At 69.4% G+C, this 25,858-nt stretch carries 21 protein-coding genes; 10 read left to right on the plus strand and 11 right to left on the minus strand.

Features of this window, described 5'->3' with window-relative positions; all coding sequences use genetic code 11:
• Nucleotides 1-162: 162 nt before the first annotated feature.
• The 3 genes from idi to ABZ319_RS27795 all read right to left on the minus strand — a co-directional run bounded on the left by idi (nucleotide 163) and on the right by ABZ319_RS27795 (nucleotide 3,441).
• A complete protein-coding gene (idi, locus tag ABZ319_RS27785) occupies nucleotides 163-762 on the minus strand; it encodes an isopentenyl-diphosphate Delta-isomerase (RefSeq protein ID WP_354989441.1) in 600 nt (199 codons plus the stop codon).
• Nucleotides 759-1,631, minus strand: a complete 873-nt coding sequence (locus tag ABZ319_RS27790; protein WP_354989442.1) for a geranyl diphosphate 2-C-methyltransferase — start codon at nucleotides 1,629-1,631, stop codon at nucleotides 759-761. The genes idi and ABZ319_RS27790 overlap by 4 nt, the downstream gene beginning before the upstream one ends.
• Before the next feature lie 400 nt (nucleotides 1,632-2,031).
• Nucleotides 2,032-3,441 carry a family 2B encapsulin nanocompartment shell protein gene (locus ABZ319_RS27795; RefSeq protein ID WP_354989443.1) on the minus strand — a complete coding sequence of 470 codons (1,410 nt, stop codon included), beginning with the start codon at nucleotides 3,439-3,441 and terminating at the stop codon, nucleotides 2,032-2,034.
• Nucleotides 3,442-3,942: 501 nt separating this feature from the next.
• On the opposite strand from ABZ319_RS27795, the gene ABZ319_RS27800 reads away from it, so the two are divergent.
• Both ABZ319_RS27800 and ABZ319_RS27805 read left to right on the plus strand, forming a co-directional pair.
• Nucleotides 3,943-6,888, plus strand: coding sequence for an AMP-binding protein (locus ABZ319_RS27800; protein ID WP_354989444.1), 2,946 nt, complete (start codon nucleotides 3,943-3,945; stop codon nucleotides 6,886-6,888).
• Between the two features lie 67 nt (nucleotides 6,889-6,955).
• Entirely contained in the window at nucleotides 6,956-7,603 is a 648-nt protein-coding gene (locus tag ABZ319_RS27805) for a methyltransferase domain-containing protein (RefSeq protein WP_354989445.1), read from the plus strand.
• A 142-nt stretch (nucleotides 7,604-7,745) separates the two neighbouring features.
• On the opposite strand, the gene rffA is transcribed toward ABZ319_RS27805, so the two are convergent.
• On the minus strand, nucleotides 7,746-8,885 hold the full coding sequence (rffA, locus tag ABZ319_RS27810) for a dTDP-4-amino-4,6-dideoxygalactose transaminase (RefSeq protein WP_354989446.1): 1,140 nt from the start codon (nucleotides 8,883-8,885) through the stop codon (nucleotides 7,746-7,748).
• Between the two features lie 184 nt (nucleotides 8,886-9,069).
• Between rffA and ABZ319_RS27815 the strand changes: the two genes are divergently transcribed.
• From ABZ319_RS27815 to ABZ319_RS27825, 3 genes are all read left to right on the plus strand, one after another.
• A complete protein-coding gene (locus ABZ319_RS27815) occupies nucleotides 9,070-11,307 on the plus strand; it encodes a hypothetical protein (protein WP_354989447.1) in 2,238 nt (745 codons plus the stop codon).
• Between the two features lie 47 nt (nucleotides 11,308-11,354).
• Nucleotides 11,355-11,816 carry a GtrA family protein gene (locus ABZ319_RS27820; protein WP_354989471.1) on the plus strand — a complete coding sequence of 154 codons (462 nt, stop codon included), beginning with the start codon at nucleotides 11,355-11,357 and terminating at the stop codon, nucleotides 11,814-11,816.
• Nucleotides 11,817-11,911: 95 nt separating this feature from the next.
• Entirely contained in the window at nucleotides 11,912-12,511 is a 600-nt protein-coding gene (locus tag ABZ319_RS27825) for a methionine biosynthesis protein MetW (RefSeq protein ID WP_354989448.1), read from the plus strand.
• Nucleotides 12,512-12,565: 54 nt separating this feature from the next.
• Here the strand turns inward: ABZ319_RS27825 and ABZ319_RS27830 are convergent, their stop codons facing one another.
• A complete protein-coding gene (locus tag ABZ319_RS27830; RefSeq protein WP_354989449.1) occupies nucleotides 12,566-13,654 on the minus strand; it encodes a glycosyltransferase family 2 protein in 1,089 nt (362 codons plus the stop codon).
• Between the two features lie 311 nt (nucleotides 13,655-13,965).
• Here ABZ319_RS27830 and ABZ319_RS27835 point away from each other — a divergent pair, with 311 nt between their 5' ends.
• The 3 genes from ABZ319_RS27835 (at nucleotide 13,966) to ABZ319_RS27845 (ending at nucleotide 17,558) form a co-directional block, all read left to right on the plus strand.
• On the plus strand, nucleotides 13,966-16,137 hold the full coding sequence (locus ABZ319_RS27835) for a hypothetical protein (RefSeq protein WP_354989472.1): 2,172 nt from the start codon (nucleotides 13,966-13,968) through the stop codon (nucleotides 16,135-16,137).
• A 79-nt stretch (nucleotides 16,138-16,216) separates the two neighbouring features.
• Nucleotides 16,217-16,438 carry a Trm112 family protein gene (locus tag ABZ319_RS27840; protein ID WP_354989450.1) on the plus strand — a complete coding sequence of 74 codons (222 nt, stop codon included), beginning with the start codon at nucleotides 16,217-16,219 and terminating at the stop codon, nucleotides 16,436-16,438.
• 184 nt (nucleotides 16,439-16,622) lie between these two features.
• Entirely contained in the window at nucleotides 16,623-17,558 is a 936-nt protein-coding gene (locus ABZ319_RS27845; RefSeq protein ID WP_354989451.1) for a hypothetical protein, read from the plus strand.
• Here ABZ319_RS27845 and ABZ319_RS27850 read toward each other — a convergent pair.
• The 4 genes from ABZ319_RS27850 to ABZ319_RS27865 form a co-directional block, all read right to left on the minus strand.
• Entirely contained in the window at nucleotides 17,533-18,141 is a 609-nt protein-coding gene (locus ABZ319_RS27850) for a TetR family transcriptional regulator (RefSeq protein ID WP_354989452.1), read from the minus strand. The genes ABZ319_RS27845 and ABZ319_RS27850 overlap by 26 nt on opposite strands.
• Nucleotides 18,142-18,212: 71 nt before the next feature.
• Nucleotides 18,213-19,001, minus strand: a complete 789-nt coding sequence (locus ABZ319_RS27855) for an ABC transporter permease (protein ID WP_354989453.1) — start codon at nucleotides 18,999-19,001, stop codon at nucleotides 18,213-18,215.
• Nucleotides 18,998-19,729, minus strand: a complete 732-nt coding sequence (locus tag ABZ319_RS27860) for an ABC transporter ATP-binding protein (RefSeq protein WP_354989454.1) — start codon at nucleotides 19,727-19,729, stop codon at nucleotides 18,998-19,000. Before ABZ319_RS27860 ends, ABZ319_RS27855 begins: the two co-directional genes overlap by 4 nt.
• Before the next feature lie 126 nt (nucleotides 19,730-19,855).
• Complete coding sequence (locus tag ABZ319_RS27865; protein WP_354989455.1) at nucleotides 19,856-21,373, minus strand: multicopper oxidase domain-containing protein; 1,518 nt, start codon at nucleotides 21,371-21,373, stop codon at nucleotides 19,856-19,858.
• 163 nt (nucleotides 21,374-21,536) lie between these two features.
• On the opposite strand from ABZ319_RS27865, the gene ABZ319_RS27870 reads away from it, so the two are divergent.
• On the plus strand, nucleotides 21,537-22,730 hold the full coding sequence (locus ABZ319_RS27870; protein ID WP_354989456.1) for a low temperature requirement protein A: 1,194 nt from the start codon (nucleotides 21,537-21,539) through the stop codon (nucleotides 22,728-22,730).
• A gap of 168 nt (nucleotides 22,731-22,898) precedes the next feature.
• Nucleotides 22,899-23,954 carry an NAD-dependent epimerase/dehydratase family protein gene (locus ABZ319_RS27875; RefSeq protein WP_354989457.1) on the plus strand — a complete coding sequence of 352 codons (1,056 nt, stop codon included), beginning with the start codon at nucleotides 22,899-22,901 and terminating at the stop codon, nucleotides 23,952-23,954.
• 183 nt (nucleotides 23,955-24,137) lie between these two features.
• Here ABZ319_RS27875 and ABZ319_RS27880 read toward each other — a convergent pair whose 3' ends face one another.
• Together ABZ319_RS27880 and ABZ319_RS27885 are read right to left on the minus strand one after the other, a co-directional pair.
• On the minus strand, nucleotides 24,138-25,187 hold the full coding sequence (locus ABZ319_RS27880) for a HAMP domain-containing sensor histidine kinase (protein ID WP_354989458.1): 1,050 nt from the start codon (nucleotides 25,185-25,187) through the stop codon (nucleotides 24,138-24,140).
• The gene (locus ABZ319_RS27885) at nucleotides 25,177-25,854 is read right to left on the minus strand and encodes a response regulator transcription factor (protein WP_354989459.1); all 678 of its coding nucleotides are present in this window, start codon (nucleotides 25,852-25,854) and stop codon (nucleotides 25,177-25,179) included. The genes ABZ319_RS27880 and ABZ319_RS27885 overlap by 11 nt, the downstream gene beginning before the upstream one ends.
• Nucleotides 25,855-25,858: the final 4 nt, after the last annotated feature.

Consider the following 25,858-nt stretch of genomic DNA (forward strand, 5'->3'; position numbering starts at 1 on the left):
GACTGCACCCTCTCGCTCACCGGCCGCCTTGCCGCACTGGGCATTCCGGCCACCACCGTGTTCCGGGCAGGCACCCACGCCTGGCCGTACTGGCACTCTCGGAATCCCGAGTGACCGTGTGCATTTCGAACTGTTCACGCCCAACGACTGGCTGCTCGACGCCTAGCGGCCGCGAGCGTCCGGGCGGGAACCGGCGTGCCACGCCCGTTCGGCGAGCGCGAGCACCTGCGGCAGCCACGGCGTGTACCCGGTCGGCACCACCGACATGTTCGACCGCAGTTCGCCGATGCCGACCCAGGCGAAGTCGTCGACCTCCTCCGGGTTCGGGCGGGGCGCGCCGTCCTCACCCCAGCCGATGAGGACGTGGTCGAACTCGTACTCGACTCGGCCGGTGGCCGGATCCGCCGCCTGATAGACGAAGGCTCCGACCTCGGTCAGTCGCGCCGCCATGCCCATTTCCTCGTCGAGGCGCACCGCGGCCGCCTCGATGACCGGCTGCCCGGGCATGGGATGCCCGCAACAGGTGTTGGTCCACAGCCGCGGGAAGCGGGTCTTGACCCCGGCCCGCTGCTGCAGCAGCACCTGCCCTTCGGCGTCGAAGAGCAGGACCGAGAAGGCGCGGTGCAGGCGCCCGGGCGCGGTATGGGCCGCCGCTACCGGCAGCGACCCCGCCGCCCGGCCCTGCTCGTCCACGAGCTCGACGAGCAGGGATTCACGATCGACCGCCGGGGTGGCGTCGGAAGTGTCGAGATAGCCGGTCACCTACCCACCTTATCGGCGGTGATCATCAGGTACTGGAAGCTGCCCTCCTTGTACGAGGTCAGGAAGGGCTTCTCCACGCCGGTGGCCAGCTCGGAATGGGTGCGCAGCTCCCAGTACGGGATGGTCGCCGGGGTCAGATCGGTAACCGCCACCGGGACCAGGTTATTGGCCGCGAGCGCCTTGAAATACGTGCTGCGCGGGTGGATGTTGCAGCCGTAGTGCGCGTCGATCCAGCTCACCGACGCCGAGCGGGCGCCGAAGACGTCGTTGGAGCAGCCGGTGATGCACACGTACCGGCCGCCCGGCTCGAGCAGCCGCGAGAATTCGGCGAAGAGCTCGAAAAGGTCGACGTACATGGTGGTTTCGTTGGTCCAGATGCCGCGCCGCGAGCCGGTCTCGAAACCGGTGTCCAGCATGTTCTTGAAGTGGAAGTTCACCTTGTCGGTGACCCCGCGCTCCCTGGCCTGGTCGTTGGCGAAGCCGGCCTGGTACTCGGAGATGGTGACGCCGTCCACGCTGCAGCCGAAACGCTGATTGGCCATGAAGCTGGTGCCGCCGCGCCCGGATCCGCCGTCCATCAGCCGATCGCCCGGCCGGACGTCGCCGAGCTGATCCAGCAGCGTGTCCGCCTGCGCGGTCTCGAGCCGGTGCAGCTCCTTGACCAGACGCTCCTGCCGGGTGTCCTCCGGGCCCTCCAGGACCGAGAGATCGGGCTCGCCGATGCCGTAGTGGTGGTGGTAGAGCCCGTCCACCTCGCCGAGCTTGGTGTTGACCCGATCGTCGTTGGGATTGTTGTTCCAGTACGCGGCGACCGACTTCTGGTATTCGGTGCGCAGGACGCCTTCGGGCTGGGGGTCGATCATGGTCATGGCAGATCATCCTCTCGATCACTGATGTGCGGTAGGAGAACGGGATCCGGTCTCCGAGATCAGGAACGCTCGGCAGCCTCACCGAGTCGGAAAGTCTTGGTGCTCAAGGGGTTATCGCGGGGGTTATCGCGCCGGGCCGGCGGTATGGATGGCGCGCCGGTCGGCAGCGGGGGCGGGGCGCCCGGGGTGGGGGCGCGCGCCGGACCCGCCCCGGGAACGGCTGCGGCAGTGGAACAGCGGCCGTCCGGGGCGGTCTCACGGGGGTCGTGCGCCGGCGGTGGGGATCGTGCGACGGTCGGGTGCGGGTGGGTCGGTGTGCGGGCTCGCGGATCCCAACCCCATGGGCCCGAGTAGCCGTTCCGAGGACCGTCGCGTCCGGTCGTTCCACCGCCGGGTGGCGTCAGTCCGACTGGCGGGCCACCAGCACGTTGTCGAGAATGCCGAGTGCGTCGGGCACCAGGACCGCCGCCGAGTAGTAGCAGCTCACCAGGTACGAGATGATCGACTGATCGTCGATGCCCTTGAACCGCACGTTCAGGCTGGGCTCGTACTCGTCCGGAATGCCGATCTGGTGCAGGCCGATCACGCCCTGCTCCTTCTCGCCGACGCGCATGGCCATGATCGAGGTGGTCTGGGTGTCGTTCACCGGGATCTTGCCGCAGGGGAAGATCGGCACCCCGCGCCAGGCGGGCACGCGGCGGCCGTCGATGTCGACCGGGTCCGGGTACAGCCCGCGCTTGGAGCATTCGCGCCCGAATGCCGCGATGGCCTTGGGATGCGCGAGGAAGAACGTGGTGCTGCGCCGCATGCTGAGCAGCTCGTCCATGTCGTCCGGGGTCGGCGGGCCGGACTCGGTGTAGATCCGCTGCTTGAGATCGCAGTTGTTGATCAGGCCGTAGTCCGGGTTGTTGACCAGGTCGTATTCGCGGCGCTCGTACATGGCCTCGATGGTCAGGCGCAGCTGCTGTTCGACCTGATCCATCGGGTCGTTGAACAGGTCCGCGACGCGACTGTGCACGCGCAGCACGCTCTGCGCCAGGCTGAGCTCGTATTCGCGGGGCTGCGAGTCGTAGTCGACGAAGGTGCCGTCGAGCAGCGGTTCCCCGGAATGGCCGGAGGAGACCACGATTTCGGCCTCGCCGTACTTGTTCTGCGACTTGGGCGGCGCGGAGGCGACCGCGGACAGGTGGTCCGCGAGCGCGGGGATGTTCTCGCTGAGTTCGCCGAGCCCGGCGCGCGGCAGCACCAGCACGGTGCAGGGCGTGACGGTCTTGACGGTCACCGGCCAGATGCCCGAGGGCTCGACCAGCATCTCGTCGCCGAAATAGTCGCCGCCGGCGAGCATGCCGAGCTTGGTGACCTCGCCGTATTCGCCGGTGCCGAGCTTGGTGAGCTTGCCGTGGACGATCAGCATGACCTGATCCATCGGATTGCCGAATTCGGCCACGACCGTGCCGGGCGCCAGATCGCGCTGTTCGAAACGCGCGGCGATGGCGGCCAGCGCCTCTTCGTCGTCGAAGCCGCGCAGCTGCGGCAGTTCCTGCAATTCGGCCGGGATGACCCGGGCGTTCGGGCCGTTGATGATGAATTCCACCTCGCCGTTGCCCACGGTGTGGGTGAGCCGGCGGTTCACGCGGTAGACGCCACCCTTTACCTGCACCCACGGCAGGCTGCGGGTCAACCAGCGCGAACTGATGCCCTGCATTTGCGGTTCGGATTTGGTGGTGTGCGCCAGCTGGTGGGCGGCAGTGGTGCTGAGAGTTTTGCGCTGGCCATTGGTTTCGGCGTGAATGGGCAATTCGATGGTCATGCTGCGGTCCTCACCTCGAAGGGCCACCGGGGACGGCACGCGAGCGTTGGAGTCCACGGCGAAACGGCAGGTCCGATAAGGGCCTGCTGAAATTAGACATGGGGATGAAATGACAAGCGAGACAGTGCGTTCCAGCGATACCGATGGTAGATCGCGAGGTTCGGCACGCGCAGGCAAACGCATAAACATGATGACTGGCGCATTGCTATCACCGGCGTGTCCGGGCTTCGCGGACTCGCAGCTACATTGCGCTATTCGGCGTGTCGTGCCCGCGACCCGCAGCGTGACCGGGTGAACTTGTTCGCGGATGGGTGTATTCGCAGGTTTACAGGATCTCGCTGAAAGATTGCTCTGCGGCTAAATAGCGATCGGTCGGTATTGGTAGCCCGCATGGTGCTGGTCACAGCCGCCACGCGATAGGGTGGCTCTATGGCAAGCTCATCTGGACGCGTTGGGGCGGATAACGCAGGTCACAAGCAGGATGGGTCTGGGAGCGAAGCCGTGAAATTCAGTACGAAGTCCGTTGTCGGGCCGATGCAGCGCCTGATGGCGACCGCCCAGAACGGGCTCGAGGTGATCCGGTTCGGGGGACTGGTTCACGACATCGAGTCGTCGCCGTACGAGATCGTCGAGCGCAAGCGCATGTACCGGCTGCGGCACTACTTCCCGGACGATGTCGGCGCCGAGCGGCCCGTGGTGGTGCTCGTGCCCCCGCTCATGGTGACAGCCGAGATCTGGGACGTGAACGGCGCGGACGGCGCGGTGGGCATTCTGCATCAGGGCGGAATCGATTGCTGGGTGGTCGATTTCGGTTCTCCGACCACCGAGGAGGGCGGCTGGGACCGCGACCTCGCCGACCACGTGCTCGCCATCGGCAGCGTCATCGACACGGTCACCGAATTGACCGGGCGCAGCGTGCATCTCATGGGCTACTCGCAGGGCGGCATGTTCGCCTACCAGACCGCGGCCTACCGGCACGGCAAGGGCGTGGAGTCCATCGTCACCTTCGGCAGCCCGGTGGACGCCGTCGCGGGCATGCCGTTCGGCATCCCGCACGGACTCGCCTCCGACGCGGCCGACTTCCTGACCGATCACGTGCTGAACCGGCTGCCGATCACCGATTCCATGGTGCGCCTGGGCTTTCAGGCCCTGGACCCGGTCAAGACCGCCAAGGCGCGGCTGGACTTCCTGCGCCAGCTGCACGACCGCGAGGCGCTGCTGCCCAAGGAGCGCCAGCGCCGGTTCCTCGAGACCGACGGCTGGCTCGGATACCCGGGGCCCGCACTCACCGACCTCCTGCAGCAGTTCGTCAAGCACAATCGAATGATGCTGGGCGGCTTCGTCATTCGCGATCAGCCCATCTCCTTCGCGGACATCGCGAGCCCGATCCTGGCCTTCGTCGGCGAGGTCGACGACATCGGCCAGCCCGCCGCGGTGCGCGGCATCGTGCGGGCCGCGCCCAATGCCGACGTGTACGAAGCCAGCGTCGTGGCCGGGCATTTCGGCCTGGTGTCGGGGTCCACCGCCACCCGCAACACCTGGCCGCTGGTTCGTGACTGGGTGAACTGGCTCAGCGGGCGCGGCGAACTGCCCGCCCAGATCGACCACATGAGCCAGGAGGTCGGGCGCAACGGGCCGCGTACCGGGCTCACCCGCGTGGTGCACGCGGTCGGCACCCTGGCCGAGGCCGGCGCCGGACTCGGCCGAGCCATCGAGGGCGTGGCCGGGCAGACCCTGCGCGGCACCGTGGAACTCGGCGGCGAGGCCGCGCGTGCACTGCCGCGCCTGACCCGGCTCGGCATGATCCAGCCGCACACCCGCGTCTCGCTGGGCCGCCTGCTCGCCGAACAGGCTCGCCGCGGGCCCGATCGCGAGGCGTTCCTGTTCGAGGATCGCGTGCACACCCATCGCGCGGTCAATACCCGCATCGACAACGTCGTGCGCGGCCTGCTCTCGGTCGGCGTGCGCCCGGCCACCCGGGTCGGCGTGGTCATGGAGACCCGGCCCAGTGCGATGGTCGCCATCGCCGCGCTCTCGCGCATCGGCGCGGTCGCGGTGCTGCTGGCCCCGGGCAGCGAACTGGCCAAGGTCGCGGAACTGACCGGCGCGCGACTGCTCATCACCGATCCGGAGAACCTGCACGCCGCGGCGGGCACCGGGATCCGGGTGCTGGTGCTCGGCGGCGGCGACGCCCGCAAGCTGGATATCCCGGACGGGTGCGAGGTCGTCGATCTCGAGCAGATCGACCCCGCCCGGGTGACCCTGCCCGCGTGGTACCGGCCCAATCCCGGCCTGGCGCGCGAGCTGGCGTTCATCCTGGTCACCGGCACCGGCGACCGCTTCGACATCAAGTACGTCACCAATCACCGCTGGGCGCTCTCGGCGTTCGGCACCGCCTCGGCGGCGGATCTGGATCGCAAGGACACCGTCTACTGCCTTGCGCCGCTGCATCATTCGTCCGGTTTACTGGTGAGCCTGGGTGGCGCGGTGGCCGGCGGCAGCCGGATCGCGCTGGCCCGTTCGCTGGATCCGGCGCAGTTCGCCGCGGAGGTGCACCGGTACGGGGTCACGGTGGTGACCTACACCTGGACCATGCTGCGCGACATCCTGGACGCGGACACCTTCGTCAAGGGGCACGCGCATCCGATCCGGCTGTTCATCGGCTCGGGCATGCCCGCCGGACTGTGGCGGCGCACCCAGGACCGCTTCGCCCCGGCGCGGGTGCTCGAGTTCTACGCTTCCATCGAGGGTGATGTGGTGCTGGCCAACGTGTCCGGCGCCAAGGTCGGCAGCAAGGGCCGGCCGGTGCCCGGCACCGCCAAGGTCGAGCTCATCGGCTACGACCCCGAGGTCGAGCAGATCCTGGTCGACGGCGCGGGTTTCGCCCGGCGCTGCGCCGACAACGAGGTGGGCCTGCTCATCGGCACCGCCTCGGACAGCGTGGACCTGTCCGCGGGCGGGCTGCGGGGTGTCTTCGCCCCCGGTGACTCCTGGATGCCGACCGAGAACCTCTTCCGCCGCGACAGCGACGGTGACTACTGGCTGATGGATCGCGTGGACACCGTGATCCGGACCCCGCGCGGCCCGGTCTTCACCCAGCCCATCGTCGATGTCCTAAACGACATCACCGCGGTGGACATGGAGGTGGCCTACCGCCTGCCCGCCGCCGATCGCACCCTGGCGGTCGCCGCGGTCAGCGTGCGCGCGGGCCACCGCCTCGGGCCCGCCGACGTCACCGAGGCGCTGCGCGCCCTGGCCCCCGACCAGCGCCCCGACCTGATCTACGTCGTGGACGACATTCCCCGCAGCTCCACGTTCCGCCCCTCCACCCGCGCGGTGCAGGCCGCGGGCCGCCCGGTCGCCGGCGACCGAACCTGGTGGTACAACCGCGAATCCGAGCAGTACGAGGTGCTCACCCCCGAGCTGGCCGAGCGCCTGGGCATCTGACGGGCGGTGGGCGGCGTCGGCATCGCGTGCCCCGCACGGGCCTGCCGGGCCGGTTCCCGGCGGTAGCATGCGAGGGGTGAATCCCCTTGTCGCGCGTGTGATGTCCACGGTCGCCGGTCAGCTCGGTTATCCGCGCGGGGTGCTGGGGCGGGGGACCGCCGTCGTGTTGAACCGGGCCAATCGGGTGCTCATCGACGAGGCGGTGAGTGCGGCGGACCCGGGGGCGGGGGAGACCGCGGCCGACATCGGGTTCGGGGGCGGGGTGGGGCTGACGCTGCTCGGGGAACGGGTGGGCGCGCGGGGGCTGGTGTTCGGGATCGAGGTCTCCGGCGACATGGCCGCGCGCGGGCGGGCGCGGTTCGCGAAGGAGATCGCGGCCGGCACGCTGCGCATCGCGGCGGGATCGCTGACAGCGCTGCCGGTCCGAGCCGGCATGCTCGACGCGGTGATCACCGTGAACACCGTGTACTTCGTTCCCGAGCTGGATCGGGTGGCCGCCGAGTTCGCGCGGGTCCTGAGCCCTGAGGGGCGCGCGGTGATCGGCATCGGCGATCCCGACGACATGGCGCGAATGCCGTTCACCCGGTACGGGTTCCGGCTGCGCCCGGTGGCCGAGATCGTCGCCGTGCTCGAGGCCGCCGGGCTGCGGGTGGAACACCGGACCGTGCAGCGCAAGCCGATCAACGGCCACCTGCTGATCGCCCGGCGCGCCTAACCGCGCGTCCGAGCGTCCGGGCGGACGCGGGTTCGCACACCTCGATCCGGCCGCGCTCTGAGCGGCGAACGGCGGACTCGGGTGAGACTTCCTCTGCCCGGCATCGGAATCCACCGGTTTGCCCGGTGGTCGCGCCACCCGGCTAGACGGTGAAGCTCGTGACCCCGTCGAGCACGCGCTCGATCTGCTCGGCCGACAGGCCCGGCCACAGCGGCAGGCGCACCACGGTCCCGGAGAACTCGGCGCTGCGCACGCACGGCACCGGGGTGCGGCCGAGCTTGAGGCCGGCCGGGCTGGAGTCCAGCGGAACGTAGTGGAACGGGGCCGAGATGCCCAGTGAACCGAGATGTTTGATGAGGTCGTCGCGGCGGTCCTCGGTGGGCACCCGCAGGTAGTACAGGTGCGCGGTGTGCTCGCGGTCCTGCGGCACGCTCATCAGCCGCACGTCGTTGCGCGCCGCCCACTCCGGCAGCGCCGCCGCGTACGCGTCCCACACCCGATGCCGGTTGGCCTGGATGGTCTCGAACTCGGCCAGCTGCGCGTCCAGCACCGCCGCGTTCAATTCGCTGGGCAGATAACTGGATCCGATGTCCTGCCACGAGTACTTGTCGACCGCGCCGCGCAGGAACCGCGCCCGGTCGGTGCCCTTCTCGCGGATGATCTCCGCCCGCGCCATCAGGATCTCGTCGGTGAGCAGCAGCGCGCCGCCCTCGCCGCAGTGCACGTTCTTGGTGTCGTGGAAGCTCAGCGCGCCCACGGTGCCGATGCTGCCCAGCGCCCGGCCCCGCCAGCGCCCGCCCAGGCCGTGCGCGTTGTCCTCGATGATCGCGAAACCGTATGTGTCGGCGAGCTTTTGCAGCCCCTCCATATCGGCCGCGACGCCACCGTAGTGAATGACAACCACGGCCTTGGTGCGCGCGGTGACCACCGCGGCCACCGCCTCGGGATCGAGATTGCCGGTCGCGGAGTCGATGTCGGCGAAGACGACCGTTGCCCCGCGCAGCGCCATGGAGGTGGCGGTCGAGGTGAACGCGAAGCTGGGGACGATGACCTCGTCCTCGGGCCCGAGCTCCAGCAGCAGTCCGGCCATCTCGAGGGCGTGCGTGCACGAGGTGGTGAGCAGCGCGTACGGCGCTTCGGTGATCGACCGGAGCTTGGCGCTCGCGGCCGCGGTGAACTGTCCGTCGCCGTGGCTGTGGTCCGAGGCCAGCACGGCCTCGAGATTGGTGAGTTCTCCGCTCGCCCGGTACGGACGGCTGAAGATGACGCGGTCGGTACTCACGCGGTCGGTCCCCCTCGTGGCGGTCGGTGGCGGCCCCGGGTTGCGGGCACGCCCCGACGGACGGCGGGGCCCGAGCCGTCGAACTCTAACATGGTGCCGATCCGCTGATTCTCCGCTGTTCCGGGGGAATGCGGTATGGGCGTCGCGACGACGATCCGCGCGGTCCCTGTAGTCTCTGGAACTCGTGGTCGACAGTGGAAGTCTCGATACCCGGCGCGTGGTCTTCCGATGGGGAGCGGTCACCGCGATCGGGGTACTACTCGGATACGCGGCGGTCCTGCTGGCGGACGTCCGCCACTTCTACACCGACGACACCGAATCCCAGTACGCGCCGATGTGGGTGATGATCGGCAACGCGTTGCGCGAGGGCCGTTTCCCGGTGATGGTTCCCGACCAGTGGATGTCGGGCAACTACACGATGGAGGAAGCGGGCCTGTTCAATCCGCCGCAGCTGCTGATCGATCTGATCGCGCCGTCGGTGCCGAACCTCGCGGTCTACGCCACCATCGTGAAGCTGATCTTCTCGATCATCGCGGGCCTCGGCGTGTACCGGGTCTGCCTGGCCTACGGCGCGCGCCCCGAATGGTCGGCGGTCGCGGGCGTGGCCTTCCCGTTCACCGGCTTCTTTCTGTTCTTCGACACCGCCAGCTGGATGACCGCGCTCACCGGCACGGCGTGGATGCTGCACGCGTGGGCGGCCTCGGTCCGGTACGCACGCGGGCAGGGCGGGCCGATTCCGGTCTTCGTCTATCTCTACCTGGCCATTTCGGTGCAGTACATCTTCCCCGCGGTCGAGGCGGCGCTCATGCTGTGCGCCGTCGCGGTGGGTGAACTGGTGACGCGCCGCGCCTGGCAGCAGGTGCTGCGGCTGGCGGCGGCCGCGGCGTGCGCCGGGCTCGCGGGCCTGCTGACCTTCCTGCCCAGCATGCTCTCGGCCAAGGTGAGCTGGCGCGGAACCGCGCAGATCAACAACGACCAGTTCCTGACGGTGCCGTGGTCCGAATCGCTCAATGCCAGTCTGCCCAGCACCTTTCCGGCGTTCAGCTCGTGGTGGGGTTATGTGCAGCCGCTGCCGATGACCTACATCGCCTGGTTCCTGATTCCGGCGCTGGCGTTCGTGGACTGGCGGGCCGCGCGCGAGCACTGGAAGGAGTTCGTCTCGATCGCGCTGTTCGCGATCATGGCGCTCATGTGGACGGCCGGGCCGGGCACGATCGGCCCGCTGCGCTGGCCCGCCCGGGTGCTGCCGATGGTGGCCGTGGGCCTGCTCATCCTGGTCTGCGTCCTGCTGGGCCGATTCGGCACCGTGCGCGATGCGCGGTCCCGGGGCATGGCCGCGGGCGTGCTGATCCTGCTGCTGTTCGTGCGGACCTTCTCCGCGGATCCGCGCGATGTGAACTGGCACGTGCTGTCCGCCGTCGTGGTCGCCGCGCTGACCGCCGGCGCGGTGTGGCTGGGCCGCACCCGAGGCACGGCCGCGGCCTGCCTGCTGGCGATCGCCGCCGTGCTGCCCATCGCCTACTTCCAGGTGCGCAGCGTGCACCCCAACCTGATGTCGTGGAACCTGCCCGCGAATCGGGAAGAGGCCAAGGCCGCGTTCCCCGATTTCGCGGGCCGCAATATCCAGCTGGGTGATCGCGGGCTGATCCAGCCGGGCGAGAACAGCCTCGGCGGCGCGTACGGCTCGCTGGTCTTCGGCAACTACGCCAAGGACCTGGAACTGAACTACGTGCAGGGCTATACGCCCAACGGCCACTTCTACTTCGGTGAGCTGCTGTGCATGCGCTGGGACGGCAGCGTCTGCCCCGACGCCTACCGGCGCATGTTCGCCCCCGAACCCACCACCGGGCGCACGCTGGTCGACCTGATGCTGCTGGACCGGGTCATCCTGCAGCGCGCGATGTTCCCCGATGCCCGGAATCAGCCCGCCCCCGAGGGCTGGCACTGGGCCGACTACGCCGGGCACGAGCGCTGGATCTCGGTGCTGGAGCGCGACAACGGCCCGATCTCGGCGGTGAACGGCCGGGTCGCCGACGCGCAGGGCGTCACCGCCACCTCGATCTCGGAGACCGACACCACCGGTCGCGTCCGGGTGACCTCGGAGAACGGCGGCCGCGTCGTGTTCGCCCGGCTGGGCTGGCCCGGCTACCGCGCCACCCTGAACGGGCGCGACATCCCGTTCACCACGGTCGCGAATTCCTTTGTCGCCATCGATGTTCCGGCCGGCACGCGGGACGCCGAGCTGGTGCTGACCTGGCGGCCGCCGGGCTGGAAGATCGGCATGGGCACCGGCGCGGCCGGTCTCGCGGGACTCATCGCGCTGCAGTGGTGGCACCTGCGCTCGCGCCGCGAGGACGAGGACGCCGGAGCGGGCGAATCGATGTTCACGAAGGATCGCGAACTGGCAGGCTCGGTGTCGTGAGTACCGCCGACTTCTCGCCGGACGCCGTCGTGACCCGGGACCCGGACGTGCCGGACGCCGAGCCCGCCGCTCCCGGGTTGCTGCTGCGCCTGGTGCGGCGGCAGGAGATCGCCTTCGCCCTGGTCGGCGGGTTCAACACCGCGCTCGGCATGGCCCTGACCGTGCTGTGGCTCTCGGTGCTCGAGGGCGAGGTCGCCAAACCGGTCGCGGTGCTGCTGGCCCCCGCGCTGGCGTACGCCATGAGCATCGTGGTGGCGTTCGTGCTGCATCGCACGCTGGTGTTCCGCGTCCGGGGTCACGCGCTGCGTGACTTCCTGGCGTTCGTCGGGGTGAATTCCGGTGGGCTGGCGCTGAATCTGCTGCTGTTGCAGCTGGCGGTCACGGTGCTGCACGCGCCCGAGAAGCCCGCGGCCGTGGTGGTGATGGGTCTGGTGGCGATCGCCAGTTTCTTCGGGCACCGGCACATCTCGTTCCGCCGCGCCGATGACGCGGGGACCTCGCACCGATAGTTCACCGGGCTCCGGACCGCAGCGGATGCGACAAACCGGACTGTTGGCTAGTTTGGGACACGGAAGCCGTTGTCCGCCATCAGTTCGGGAAACTTGTGAGTACCAGCTTCATCTACCGGCACGAAACGATCTACGGATTGCTGATGCGGGGGTTGTACGGGCGGCACTACGGCGCCCGGTATCGAGCCATCGCGGCGTTGATACCCGAGGGCGCTCAGGTGCTCGACCTCTGCTGCGGTCCGGCCACGCTCTACACGCGCCACCTGCGCGCGAAGTCCGTGCGGTACACCGGATTGGACCTCAACGAGCGCTTCGTCGCCGGGCTGACCGCGGCCGGCGCGGACGCCCGGGTGTGGGACCTGCACTCGGCGCTGCCGCTGCCCGCCGCCGATTACGTCCTGATGCAGGCGAGCCTCTACCACTTCCTGCCCGAGCCCGAACCGGTCCTGGACCGCATGCTCACCGCCGCCCGGCAGCGCGTGATCATCGCCGAGCCGATCAAGAATCTCACGTCGAGCGGCAACAAGGTGCTGGCCCGGCTCGGCGGCCGGTTCACCGACCCGGGCGATGGCGCGTCCGCGCACCGATTCACCGAGGAGACCCTGGACGAGCTGTTCCGCGGCTATCCCGAGCACATCGAGGAACGGTCGTTGATCGCCGGCGGGCGCGAGAAGCTCTATGTGCTGAAGCCCTGATGCCCTGACGCCGGCCGGTCCCGGGGACCGGCGCGCGCGTCGATCAGGGATCGGTCAGCTTCCGACCCGCTCGATCTCCCGCTCGGCGGCCTCGCGGGCCCGCTCCGGGCGCGGGGTCGGCGAATCGACCGTCAGATACAGCGGTTTGCCGACCAGAATGTGCAGGGCGACGCCCAGGTATTCGGCGATCAGGCCGAGGGAGAACAGGATCGCGCCGCAGCAGAACAGCAGCACCACGATCATCGAGGTCCAGCCCTCGGGCGCCCAGTCGTCGCGGGTCAGCGACTCGAACACGATGACCAGGGTCATCACCGCACCGGCCAGCGCCAGTGTCATGCCCAGCAGGCTGACCAGGCGCAGGCCGCGAGTTCCGCTGCACAGCACCATCTTCCAGAACAGCGAGAACAGCCGCCGGTAGTTGTAGCCGGACTCCTCGCGGCCCTCGGCGCGCAGGGCCACCGGCACCTGGGCGACGGTGTCTACCACCCAGGTCAGCGCGACGTCGAGGTAGACGCCGTTGGAGGCGACCTCGGCGAGCTGGCGGCCGATGTCGCCCCGGATCAGCCGGTAGCTCTCGAACCGGGTGGAGTCCGGGAACGCGAAGACGGTGGCCAGCACCAGTTTCGCGCCGCGCGAGGTCAGATTGCGCAGGAACCCGTGCGGGCGCGTGTTGGACGGCTTCGAGTAGATCAGGTCGGCCCGCTGTTCGAGCGCGGCGTCCAGGAAGGCGCCGATGGCCGCGGGATCGTGCTGGCCGTCCTCGTCCATGGTGACGATCCAGTCGCCGCGCGCGGTGGACATGCCGGCGATGGTCGCCGCGTCCTGCCCGAAATTGCGGCTCAGCCAGACCGCGCGCACCTCGGCGTGATGCTGCAGCAGTTCCTTGATCGCCACGTCGGAGCGATCGGGGCCGTGATCGTGCACGAGGATGATCTCGTCGACCACGAAGGGCACGCCGTTGGGGGTGGTGCCGGGCACGGTCAACTCGTGCAGTTCGGCGACCAGCGCACCGATGGTGTGTTCACCCCGGTACACCGGCACGACGACGGACACCGCGTGCGGCCGGTCGACACCGGGCAGCGCGGGTTGATCCGTCGTGGCGTCGACGTCGGAGTGGTACATACGTCGGGAAGGAAGCGGCATCAGCTGAATCGACTTTCGAAGACGGTGCGTGCCGGTGCTCCTCGAGAGAGCGGAGCCCGAGCCGCGTGAACTCTAACACGGTGGGTAATCGCGATTGCTGCTCCGCGTATAACCCTCGGAGGCGGTGTGCGCAGCGGCGTTGCTACGGCGATGCCAAGAACCGTATCGCGCTGTAGGGTTGGGAACTCGTGACGGGCAGTACAGATTCCATGGTGACTTCGAACGGAAGCGCACACGTTCCGGAGGCCACCGGGGGTGATTCCGTCTCGCGTCGAAATGTCTTGCGCTGGGGCGCGATCACCGTGCTCGGCGTGCTGCTGGGCTACGCCGCGGTGCTACTGGCCAATGCCCGGCACTTCTTCACCGATGACACCGAATCGCAGTACACCGGACTGTGGGTCGCGATGGGCCGCGCATTGCGCGCCGGTGAATTCCCGGTGCTGTGGCCGGAACAGTGGATGTCCGGAAACAACACCATGGACGATGCCGGGCTTTTCAATCCGCCGCAGCTGCTGATCGATCTGCTCGCGCCCTCTTTCGACAATATGGCGCTGTACGCGACCATTGTGAAACTGGTCTTCGCCATTATCGCCGCGCTGGGCGTGTACCGGATCTGCCTCGCCTACGGCGGCAGACCGGCCTGGTCGGCGGTGGCGGGTATCGCTTTCCCGCTCTCGGGCTTCTTCCTGTTCTTCGACGAAGCCAGCTGGATGACCGCGCTCACCGGCACCGCGTGGCTGGTGCACGCCTGGGCGTCCGCGGTGCGCTACACGCGGGGACAGGGCGGGCCGATTCCGGTCTTCGTCTTTCTCTACCTGACCATTTCGACGCAGTACATCTTCCCGGCCATCGAAGCCATGCTCATGCTGGCGGCGGTCGTGGTGGGGGAGATCCTGTACCGGCGGGCCTGGGCGCAGGTCGCTCGGCTGGCCGCGGTCAGCGCGTGCGCCGGCCTCGCGGGTCTGCTGACCTTCCTGCCCAGCATGCTTTCGGCCAAGGTGACCTGGCGCGGGACCGCGCAGATCAACAACGACCAGTTCCTGACCGTGCCGTGGTCCGAGTCGCTGAACGCGAGCCTGCCCAGCACCCTGCCCGCCTTCAATTCCTGGTGGGGCTACATCCAGCCGATGCCCATCACCTACATCGCCTGGTTCCTGATTCCGGCGCTGGCCTTCGTCGACTGGCACAAGGCCCGCGATTCCTGGCGTGAACTGAGCGCGCCCGCGCTGTTCGCGGTCGTCATGCTCATGTGGGCGGCGGGGCCGGGCACGATCGGCCCGCTGCGCTGGCCCGCCCGCGTGCTGCCGATGGTCGCGATCGGCCTGCTGGTGCTGGTGTGCGTGCTGCTCGGGCGGTTCGCGACGGTGCGTGACGTGCGTGCGCGCGGCATCGCGGCGCTGGTGCTGATCCTGGCGCTGTGGGTGCGGTCGTTCTCCGCCGATCCGCACAACGTGGTCCGGCACGTGCTGGCCGCGGCCGTGCTCATCGGGGCGGGCGCGCTGGTGGTGTGGCTCGGGCGCACCCGCGGTACCGCGCTGGCGTGCGCGGCGGCCATCGCCGCCATGTTCCCCATCGCGTTCTGGCAGGTGAGCGCCGCCCAGCCGACGCCGACCTCGTACAACATGCCGACCAATCGGTCCGAGGCCGGCGCGGTGTTCCCGGACTTCCCGGGCACCACCATTCAGCTCGCCGACCGCGGCCTGCTGCAACCGGGCGACCGCAGCCTGGATGGTGCGTACGGTTCCCTGGTCTTCGGCAACTACGCCAAGTCGCTGGAACTGGAGTACGTGAACGGGTACACCCCGACCGGGCATTTCTACTTCGGCGAACTGCTGTGCATGCGTTGGGATTCCAGCGTCTGCCCGGAGGCGTACGGCCGCCTGTTCGCGCCGGAGGCGACCACCGGCACGCCGCTGGTCGACATCCTGAAACTGGACCGCGTCGTTCTGCAGCGGGCGCTGTTCCCGACGGTGCGCGACGAGCCGGCGCCCGCGGGCTGGAAGTGGGTGGATCAGCCCGGGCACGAGAAGTACATCTGGGTGCTCGAACGCGAGAACGGGCTCATCTCCACCGTGAACGGCCGGGTCTCGGACGCGAAGAACGTGACCGCGACCTCGCTGTCGGAAACCGACACCACCAGCCGGGTCCGGGTGTCCTCGGCCGAGGGCGGGCGCGTGGTGTTCGCCCGCCTGAGCTGGCCCGGTTACCGCGTGACCCTGGACGGCAAGCCCCTGCCGATCACCACGATCGCCAAATCCATTGTCGCCGTGAACATCCCCGCCGGGACCGACAACGCCGAGCTGGTGCTGACCTGGCGTCCGCCGGGCTGGAAGATCGGCATCGGCACCGCCGCCGCGGGTCTGGCCGGTCTGGGCGTGCTCCAGTGGCTGTACATCCGTTCCCATCGCACCGAGGACGAGCCCGGGCCCGCCGAGCAGTCGGCGGGCGAACCCGAACGCGAGCTGGCGCGAACCCCCTCCTGACCACCGAGGTACCTCCCGCGGGTCCGGCATCGTGAGCGCGATGCCGGACCCGGCGGGGCCACCCGGTAGGTTGACGGACATGTCGGAGGAAATCCTGGACGCCACCCTGCTGAGCCTGCTCGCCTGCCCGCAGGACAAGGGTCCCCTGCTGCTGGTCCGCGACGAGAAGGACGCCCCCGTCCTCTACAACCCGCGCCTGCAGCGCGCCTACCCGATCGACAACGGCATCCCGGTCCTGCTCGCCGACGAGTCCCGCCCGGTGGACGACATCGAGCACACGGCCCTGATCGCCCAGGGCTGACCCGCCCCGGCGGCCCGGCCGCGATCTCGGTGCTGCACTAGGGTTTTTCGGTGTGAACAGCTATCCGGAACCCGGTCGATATCCGAATCCCGGTGGCCAGGGGGGATTTCCGAACGGCGCCGCGGCGCCGGCGAATTTCGTGCACCTGCCGCCACCCGTTCGCGCGTCCGCGAGTCGAGAGCCGGTGGGGGCGATCGCGCTCGGGCTCATTGCGCTGTTGCTGTTCGTGGGGTCGTTCCTGCGCCTGGTGACCACGCACCACGGGTCCAGTGGCTACCGAGGGTGGGCGACGCCGTGGGGGCACGGCGCAGACGGTAACGACAGCGACTTCACGAGTTGGTTCGGCGTGCTGTTCGTGGTTCCCGCACTGCTCGCGGCGATCGCCGCGCTGCTACTGCTCCTGGGCGGGGGAGCTCGGCCCCGGATTCGCGCCTTCGCTTCGCTTGCAACGGGTTCGGCGCTGGGCACCGCGATCGCGGTACTGGTGCGCTTCGGTATCGCTCCCCACACCAGGTACAACCATGACGTCGAATACAGCTACGGCGGCGCGTTTTGGGTGTGCGCACTGATCCTGCCGCTCGCAGTTCTGGTGTTCGCGACGGCGGTGTCCGAGCGCACGACCGGTTTCACCGTCGCTCTCGATGCCTACGGCAGGCCGCAGCGCGAGCGCGCTACCGGACTCGATGTGACCTCGGGTGTGCTGCTGGTGCTGTATGCCCTGCTCGCCGTGGGCGGAAGCGTGGTGCTGGTGTACCGGACCGTCGGCGTGCGCTTCGTCATGTACGACCACTACGCCGAAGCGGCGCTCCTGACCTCGAGTGCGGTAGCGGCATTCGTCGGCGGCCTGCTGATGTTTCTCGCCGGTCGTGCGTCCGCGCGGCGCATCGGCGCGGCGGTCTCCGCACTGGTCTTCAGCGCCGGAGCGAGTGTCGTGCTTGCTGACGTGGATATGATCCGGGCGCTCGAAGGATTTCTCGAGGGCCTGAACTTCTCGTTCTACATGTTCCTTGTAGCCATTCTGTTTGCCCTGATCGCCATGGTGCTGACCGTGCTCGCCGCCGGATCCGCCCCGCGCTACCGCACCCCGTATCCGCCTACGCCGGCGGCAATTCGCCGGTGAAGTAGCGCTGGAGGGTCGGGCCCACCGCGGCGACGAGTTCGTCTATCGGCATCGAGGCCAGGGGTTCGATGCGGATCATCTTGCGGGTCACCAGGAGACCGGTCAGTTGCGACGCCGCCAGGACCGAGCGTTTCGCGCCGTCGCCGACGGCCTCGTCCAGGCGCAGGCGAACCCCTTTGAGGATCACGTCGAGCAGCAGGGTGCGGGCCAGGGCCGGATCGCGGGTGGTGAGCAGGGTGCGAAATGTGGCAATCGCCGGTATGCCGACGGGAGAGTCCCATACTGTAACTACCGCCCGCACAAGGGTTTCGCCCAGATTCTCCAGTGGCGCCGCCGCGATCTGCGACAGCACCACCTCCGGATCGATCGGGAAATCCAGTGCGGCGGTGAACAATTCCTTCTTGGTGCCGAAGTAGTGATGCACCAGGGCGGGATCCACGCTCGCGGCGGTGGCGATCGATCTAATGGACGCCTGGTCGAACCCCACCTCCGCGAACCGCACCCGGGCGGCGTCGAGTATCGCCTCCCGGGTGCCGGAATTTCCGGGCCGCCGCCCGCTGCGCGTGTTCTCGGTGCCACTCACGTGCTCGTCTGTACCACCGCCGGTACCGGCGGCGCCACTTCCGGCGCCACCGGTACCGCTCGCGGGGACATTCACGCGGTGCGCCTGCGCAGCGTGGCCGCCCCCAGCGCCAGCGCGACGGCCGCGAAGCCGGCCACGATCGCCAGGTCCCGCCACATCTGCCCCGTCGCCCCGGTATGGGTGGCCACCTGCTGCAGCGCGTCCACCGCGTAGCTCAGCGGCAGCACATTGCTGATCGCCTCCAGCCAGCCCGGCAGCTCACCGCGCGGCACCAGCAGCCCGCACAGGAAGAACTGCGGCAGCACGATCACCGGCATGAACTGCACGGCCTGGAACTCGGTGCGCGCGAACGCACTCGCCAGCAGGCCCAGCGCGACCCCGAGCATCGCGTCCAGCACCGCGATCAGCACCACCAGCAGCGGCGATCCAGCGGCCTGCAGGTCCAGCAGCCAGAACGACACCGCGCACGCGATGATCGCCTGCCCGGCCGCGGCGATCGAGAACGCGGTGCCATAGCCGGCCAGCAGATCGATCTTCGACAGTGGCGTGGTCATCAGCCGTTCCAGGGTGCCCGAGACCCGTTCGCGCTGCATGGCGATCGCGGTGATGAGGAACATGACCACGAACGGCAGGATGCCGAGCATGGTGATGCCGATCCGGTCGAACAGCCGCGGCGCGCCCGGGGCCACCGCGTAGTCGCGGTACACGAAGTACAGCAGCGTCATGAGCAGCGCGGGCACCACCAGGATCATGGCCACGGTCCGATGATCGGCCTTCAACTGCTTCAGGATGCGCACCGTGGTGGCGGTGTAGCAGCGCAGCGGATTGCGCCCGGCGGGCCGGGACAGGGTGGCGGTCACAACTTTTCTCCCATTCGAATCAGGGCGAGGAAGGCGTTCTCGAGGCTGGATTCGCCGGTGCGGGAACGCAATTCGTCGGGGCTCAACTGGCCGAGCAGTTTGCCCTCGCGCATCAGCAGCAGGTTGTCGCAGTGCTCGGCCTCGTCCATGACGTGGCTCGAGACCAGTAGCGTGCGCCCCTGTGCGGCCAGGGCGTGGAACTGCTCCCACAGATCCGCCCGCAGCACCGGATCCAGGCCGACGGTCGGCTCGTCCAGGACGAGCACCTCGGGATTCGCCACCAGCGCGCACGCCAGCGAGACCCGGGTCCGCTGCCCGCCGGAGAGCTGATTGCCGCGGTTGCCGGTGTGCCCGCCGAGCCCGACCGCGTCGATGGCCCCGTGCACGTCCGCGGCCGAAGAACCGTACAGCGCACCGAAATACGCGACGTTGTCCGCGACCGTCAGGTCGTCGTAGATGCTCGGCGCCTGGGTCACGTACCCCAGTCGATGCCGCAGCCCGGCCGAACCGGCAGGCTCGTCCAGCACCAGCACCTCGCCCTTCTCGATGAGCTGGGTGCCGACGATGCTGCGCATGAGGGTGGTCTTGCCGCAGCCCGACGGCCCCAGCAGCCCGGTGATGCTGCCGCGCGGCACGGTCAGCGAAATGTCGTGCAGGACTTGCCGTTCGCCCCGGCGTACGTGCAGATTCCGGACTGCGATGGCGGGTCCCGGGTTGGGTGCCGTCACGGGTCACCTCTCAATTCATCAAGCGTTGAATTCACTACGTGATGAATTATGTGCCCACCGGCTCGCAAAGCGCAAGACCCCGGCGCGTGTCGCGCTGACACGAACCGGGGCCGGACGAGAAAAGGGTCAGTGACCTGCGTGCGGGGCGATCTGCCCGGCCTGTCCACCCGGCTCGACGACCACGAACTGACCCATCATGCCGAGGTCCTCGTGCCACAGCAGATGGCAGTGGAACATGTACGGCGCACTCGGATCGGCGGGCCCGTCGAACCGCAGCACCAGGTCCACGCTGTCGCCGGGTCCCAGGAACACCGTGTCCTTGGGCCCGCGCAGTTCCGGCGGCGGCGCGGACCCGTTCAGCCGGGCGATCGCGAAGCGCACGTCGTGCACGTGGAAGTTGTGCGGCATGCCATCGGAATTGGTGACGGTCCAGGTCTCGGTGCTGCCCCGGGTCACCGTGGCGTCGATGCGATCCATGGCCATGGCGCGCCCGTTGATCTGCGCGAAGGTGAGGTCGAAGTCGCGCCGCAGCACCGATCGCGACTCCTGCGGCAGCTCGGGATCGACCAGGGCGGCCGGCAGCGCGGGCGACGGCCGCAACGTGGCGGCCGCGCGCAGCTCGAGCACGTCGAAACCGTCGTCGCCGCCGCTGAATCGGCTGCCGAAGAAGTCCAGTCCCAGATCGGTTTTCGTGCTCCGCAGGGTCACCCGCTCCCCGGCGCGCACGCGCACCACCACCTCGGCCCGTTCGCTCGGGGACAGTCGCAGCCCGGTCAGCGCGGCCGGGCGCTCGAGCAGTCCGTTGTCCGTGCCGATCAGGTCGAACGCGCGATCGTCGGAGAAGCCGAAGGTGTAGACCCGCGCGGTGGAGGCGTTCAGCAGTCGCAGCCGCACCAGTTCGTCACCCACCTCGCGGAACGGCGCGAGCGTGCCGTTGACCAGGATCCGGTCACCCAGCGCGCCGATGTCGGCGAACATGCCGCGCCCGGTGTCGAATCGCGCGCCGTCGAACTTCACGTCCTGCACGATGACCGGCAGATCGTCCACGCCGTAGTCGTGCGGCAGCGGCAGGGCCGACGCGGCGTCGTCATCGAGAATGAACATGCCCGCCAGCCCTTTTCGCACGTGCGACTCGGTGGCCCCGTGCGGATGCGGGTGATACCAGAGCGTCGCCGCGGGCTGATCGACCTGCCACCGCGGCTCCCAGCTCGCGCCCGCCGCGACCATCTGATGCGGCCCGCCGTCCATCGCGGCGGGCAGGTGCATGCCGTGCCAGTGCACGCTCGAGGCTTCGTCCAGGCTGTTGCGCACCTGGACCCGCACCCGCTCGCCCCGCGCGGCCCGCAGCGTCGGGCCCAGGTACGAGCCGTTGAAACCCCAGGTCTCCGTCGCCTGGCCCGGCCGGAATTCGGTTGTCCCCGAGCGCATATCGAGTTCGAACACCCGCGTTCCGTCCGCCTCCACCCGTGAGTCCGCCAGCGGCGGTATCCGCAGCTCGTTCTCGAACCGCACCCGCCCCACCGTCGACACGTCCGCGGTCGTGAACAGCCACACCGTGCCCGCCCCGAGCACGAGCGCCGCCGCCACCAGGAAACCGGTGAGGGCCAAGAGAATTCGCCGCGTCCGCGACCACCGCAATGCCATGTGCAGACTGTAGGAATTCGACCCGCCCGCCCACATCCGGCAGCACCCCGATCTCGGCCCCCAGAGATCCCTGAGATCGGTCCCGGGTGACGGGCGCGAGAATTCCGGGTGAAACGGACCATCCGGGATGGTTGGGGTGCCGGACCACCTCTAAAGTCTTCACGTGACCAGCGATATCCCGAATACGGCCGAGGACGCCGAAGCCGGTGGGCAGCACCGCGCCTCCACCCTGGAACTGTTCTTCGACCTCGTGTTCGTCTTCACCATGACGCAGTTGACCCACGCCTTCACCCACCACCCCGGCTGGGCCGCGCTGGGTCAGGTGGCGCTCATGTTCGGGGTGATCTGGTGGATGTACGCCGGCTACGTCTGGCTCACCAACGAGGTCGCCCCCGACAATTCCAGCCGCCGCACCTGGCTGCTGATCGGCATGTTCGGCTTCTTCGTTCTCGCCCTGGCGATTCCGGACGCCTTCACCGGCTCCGGCCTGGCTTTCGGACTGGCGTACGTGCTGGTCAACACCGTGCACACGCTGCTGTTCGCGAGCGCGGGCGGTGCGTCCGCCGCCCTGGCCATCCGCCGGATCGGCCCGATGAACGCGGTATCGGCGGGTCTGGTGCTGGCCGGCGGGTTCATTCACGGCTGGCCCCGCTATCTGCTGTGGGGCCTGGCGTTCGCGATGCAGATCCTCACGCCCTACCTGGTCGACACCGGCGGCTTCGTGGTGCGCACCGCCCACTTCTGCGAACGGCACGGACTGGTTCTCATCGTGGCGCTGGGCGAGTCGGTGGTGGCCATGGGTGCCGGGCTCGCGGGCGAGGAGATCACGCCCGCGTTGATCGCCATGGTCGCGATGGGCCTGACCCTGGCCTACGTGCTGTGGTGGGCGTTCTTCGGGCTCGACGACGAACGCGGCGAACACGCTCTCGAGGCCCGCCCCACCGCCGAGCGCGCCCGCCCGGCCGTGGTGGCCTACGACTACGGCTTCTACGTACTGCTCGTCGGCATCATCCTGACCGCGGCCGGCATCAGCATGAGCATCGCGCACGGCGGGGAACCCGCGAGCACGGCCGCGGCCCTGGCCCTGTCGGGCGGGGTCGCGGTGTTCTTCCTGGGCCAGGCCGGTTTCCGCCGCGTGCTGGGCCTGCCCCGCCCCGGACTGCGCCTGCTCGGCGCGGCCGCCGTGCTGGCCACCGCGCCCATCGGCGTGGTCTGGGTGGCGTGGGGCCAGCTCGCGGTCCTGGTCGCGGTCGCCTACGCCTTCGTGATCGCCGACGACGTGATCAGCGTGCGCGGCGGCGAGGAAGGCAAATACGTCAGCCGCCCGACTTTCGCCGTCCGCCGCCCGCGCGGCTAGTCACCGCGCGGCCCGGTTGCTGCTCGTGCGGACGTGCCCTGTGACCAATCCCTGACGTCTCCGCGCCACGCCGTCCGCGATGATGTGCGTGCGCGGGATCGGGGCCAGTATCGACCGCATGATCAGCCCCGAATACCTCCGCGGCTCGACCGTGGGGAAGGCGTGCTCATGCGCGTATTGCTGACCGGCGCGGCCGGATTCATCGGATCGCACATCCACGACGCGCTGCGGCGCGCGGGGCACGAGGTCGTCGCGGTGGACCTCATGCTCGCGGCCGCACACGGTCCGGACGCCACGACGCCGGCGGGTGTGCGCCGGGTCGACGTGCGCGACCCGGACGCGCTCGCCGCGCTGCTGCCCGGCATCGACGCGGTTTGTCATCAGGCCGCGGTCGTCGGCGCGGGGGTGAACGCCTTCGACGCGCCCGCCTACGCCTCCCACAACGACCTCGGCACCGCGGTGCTGCTGGCCGCCATGGCCGGCGAGCGATGCCGCCACCTGGTGCTGGCGTCCTCGATGGTGGTGTACGGCGAGGGCCGCTACCGCGACGGCGACACCGATGTCATCCCGGCCGCCCGCACGGCCGCCGACCTCGACCGCGGCGTGTTCGACCACGTCGGCCGCTCCGGCGCACCGCTGGAATGGGCGGCCATCGACGAGGACGCCCCACTGCGCCCGCGCAGCCTGTACGCGGCGAGCAAAGCGGCGCAGGAGCATTACGCCGCCGCCTGGGCCGCGGCCACCGGCTCGACCGTGACCGCGCTGCGGTATCACAACGTGTACGGCGACCACATGCCCAGGGACACACCGTATTCCGGCGTCGCCGCGATCTTCCGATCGATGGCCGCGGCGGGCGAGGCCATTCGCGTCTTCGAAGACGGCCGCCAGACCCGGGATTTCGTGCACGTCCGCGATATCGCCGCCGCGAACGTGGCCGCGCTGGAACGCCCGCTCGAGCTCTTCACGCCGCTGAACGTTTCCTCCGGCCACCCGATCACCATCGCGGAGGTGGCCCGAATTCTGGCCACGGCGGCCGGCGGCAAGGATCCGGTGGTCACCGGCGACTACCGCTCCGGCGACGTCCGCCACATCGTCGCGTCCCCGGAACGGGCCACGGCGCTACTGGATTTCACCGCCGAGGTCACCCCGGCGGCCGGGCTCACCGAATTCGCCACCGCGCCACTGCGCGCGGTGTCGGCGGGGTCCGCGCCCGAATGGCGCTGACCGGGTTCGCGCCCGCAGCGTCCGGCACGGTCGAGGCGGGGAGTCGCGCGGCGTAGTGCCGAACGGGGGCATCGATCGCGGGGAGGACCGCGCCGACAGTCCGGTTCGCGATCCGGTGCGCACCGAGTGGTCGAGTGCCCTTGCCCCGCTCCAGCTTTCATCGTGGCGGGACACGGCCCGGGTTCAGTGCGCGGGTACCGGCGCGGGCGGCCCTTCCATCAGCAGCGGCAACCGCACCTGGAACCGGCAGCCCAGTTCCCGGTTCTCGGCGCTGATTTCGCCGTGGTGGGCCTGCACCAGCCCGGCGGCGATGGCCAGGCCCATTCCGCTGCTGCTGCCGAGTCCGGCGGCGGCGGGGGAGCGGGCCGAGCTGCCGCGATAGGCCACCTCGAAGATGCGCGGCAGATCGGTGGCGGTGATGCCCGGGCCGGTGTCCTCCACCCGCGCCCAGGCGTGGCCGTCGGCGCTGCCGCTGGACAGGTCGATGCGCCCGCCGGGCGGGGTGTGCGCGATGGCGTTGGCCACCAGGTTGGTGAGCACCCGGGTCAGCGCGTGATCGCTGGCGCACACCACTATTCGATCGCGCGGCTGGCTCGCGGCCAGGACGATGTGCGCGCGCTGGGCGGTGGGCTGGTTGGCGGCGAGCACCTCGTCGATGAGTTCGCGCAGATCCACCGGTTCCAGGCTCAGGCGCAGGGCCCCGGCGTTGATCTTCGACATCTCGAACAGATCGTCCACCATGGCCGAGAGCCGATTGGTGTCGCGCACAATTTGATTGGCGTAGCGCTCGATGTCCGCCTCGCGCCGGACCACGCCGTCGGCCAGCGCCTCGCCCATGGCGCGAATACCGGCCAGCGGCGTGCGCAGATCATGACTCACCCAGGCCACCAGTTCGCGCCGGGACTGCTCGGCCGCGCGCTCCTGGTCCAGCATCTCGCGCTCCCACACCGTGGTTCGCGCCTGCGCCCGGCCCAGCAGCACCGCCGCGGGCACGGTCACCGCCGTGACCACGCTCAGCACCACGGCGATCCGCTCGAACTCGGCGGTGAACATCAGCCCGCTCACCGCGACCACGCCGCTGAGGGTGGCCAGGGTCGGAATCAGCACCAGCACGGCCAGACTCGTCTTCATGGCGCGATTGCGGGTGTAGCGCAACAGCAGTGCGCCCAGGACCACGACGGGCAGCGATCCGGCGAGCGCGTAGCCGATCAGCTCGGTGGTGTCAGTCGGCATGATCGCGGTCCCAGGCGTAGCCGCGGCCCCACACGGTGTCGATGCGGTGGGCGTCGCCGAGCTTGGCGCGCAAGCGCTTGACGTGCACGGTCACCGTCGACAGATCCCCGAAGCTCCAGCCCCACACCTGGGCCAGCAGTTCGTCCCGGCTGAACACCCGGCGCTGATTGGCCAGCAGGAAGGCCAGCAGGTCGAATTCGCGTGCGGTCAGGTCGATCTGGGCGCCGGCCACGGTGGCGATCCGCGCGGACTGCCGCACCTCCACCGTGCCGCCGCGCAGGGTCGGCTCGTCCCGGCGCACCGGATGTGAGCGGCGCAGCACCGAGGCGACCCGCAGCGCGAGCTCGCGCGGGCTGAACGGCTTGGTCACGTAATCGTCCGCCCCGGCCTGCAATCCGATGACCCGATCGTCCTCCTCGCCGAGCGCGGTGAGCAGGATGATCGGTGTGTTCGGATGCGGACCCGAGCGCACCGCCCGGCACAGGTCGATCCCGTCGGGCCGCGGCATCATGACGTCGAGCACGGCCAGATCGATCTCACCCCGCGCCAGCGCGGCCGCCGTGGCGGGCCCGTCCCCGGTCTCGATCACCTCCAGCCCGTCGCGTTCGAGGTAGCGTCGCACCACTTCCCGGACCATCGGGTCGTCGTCGGCCACGAGTATGCGCATGCGA

Origin of the sequence: Nocardia sp. NPDC005978, from assembly GCF_040614455.1 — a bacterium.
Taxonomy (GTDB): domain Bacteria; phylum Actinomycetota; class Actinomycetes; order Mycobacteriales; family Mycobacteriaceae; genus Nocardia.

Bases quoted from the DNA above. Each gene is read 5' to 3' on its own strand.
- ABZ319_RS27795 (WP_354989443.1), bottom strand. From the start codon at position 3,441: ATGACCATCGAATTGCCCATTCACGCCGAAACCAATGGCCAGCGCAAA.
- ABZ319_RS27840 (WP_354989450.1), top strand. From the start codon at position 16,217: ATGTCGGAGGAAATCCTGGACGCCACCCTGCTGAGCCTGCTCGCCTGC.
- ABZ319_RS27875 (WP_354989457.1), top strand. From the start codon at position 22,899: ATGCGCGTATTGCTGACCGGCGCGGCCGGATTCATCGGATCGCACATC.
- ABZ319_RS27790 (WP_354989442.1), bottom strand. From the start codon at position 1,631: ATGACCATGATCGACCCCCAGCCCGAAGGCGTCCTGCGCACCGAATAC.
- ABZ319_RS27880 (WP_354989458.1), bottom strand. From the start codon at position 25,187: ATGCCGACTGACACCACCGAGCTGATCGGCTACGCGCTCGCCGGATCG.
- ABZ319_RS27865 (WP_354989455.1), bottom strand. From the start codon at position 21,373: ATGGCATTGCGGTGGTCGCGGACGCGGCGAATTCTCTTGGCCCTCACC.
- ABZ319_RS27805 (WP_354989445.1), top strand. From the start codon at position 6,956: ATGCGAGGGGTGAATCCCCTTGTCGCGCGTGTGATGTCCACGGTCGCC.
- ABZ319_RS27830 (WP_354989449.1), bottom strand. From the start codon at position 13,654: ATGCCGCTTCCTTCCCGACGTATGTACCACTCCGACGTCGACGCCACG.
- ABZ319_RS27885 (WP_354989459.1), bottom strand. From the start codon at position 25,854: ATGCGCATACTCGTGGCCGACGACGACCCGATGGTCCGGGAAGTGGTG.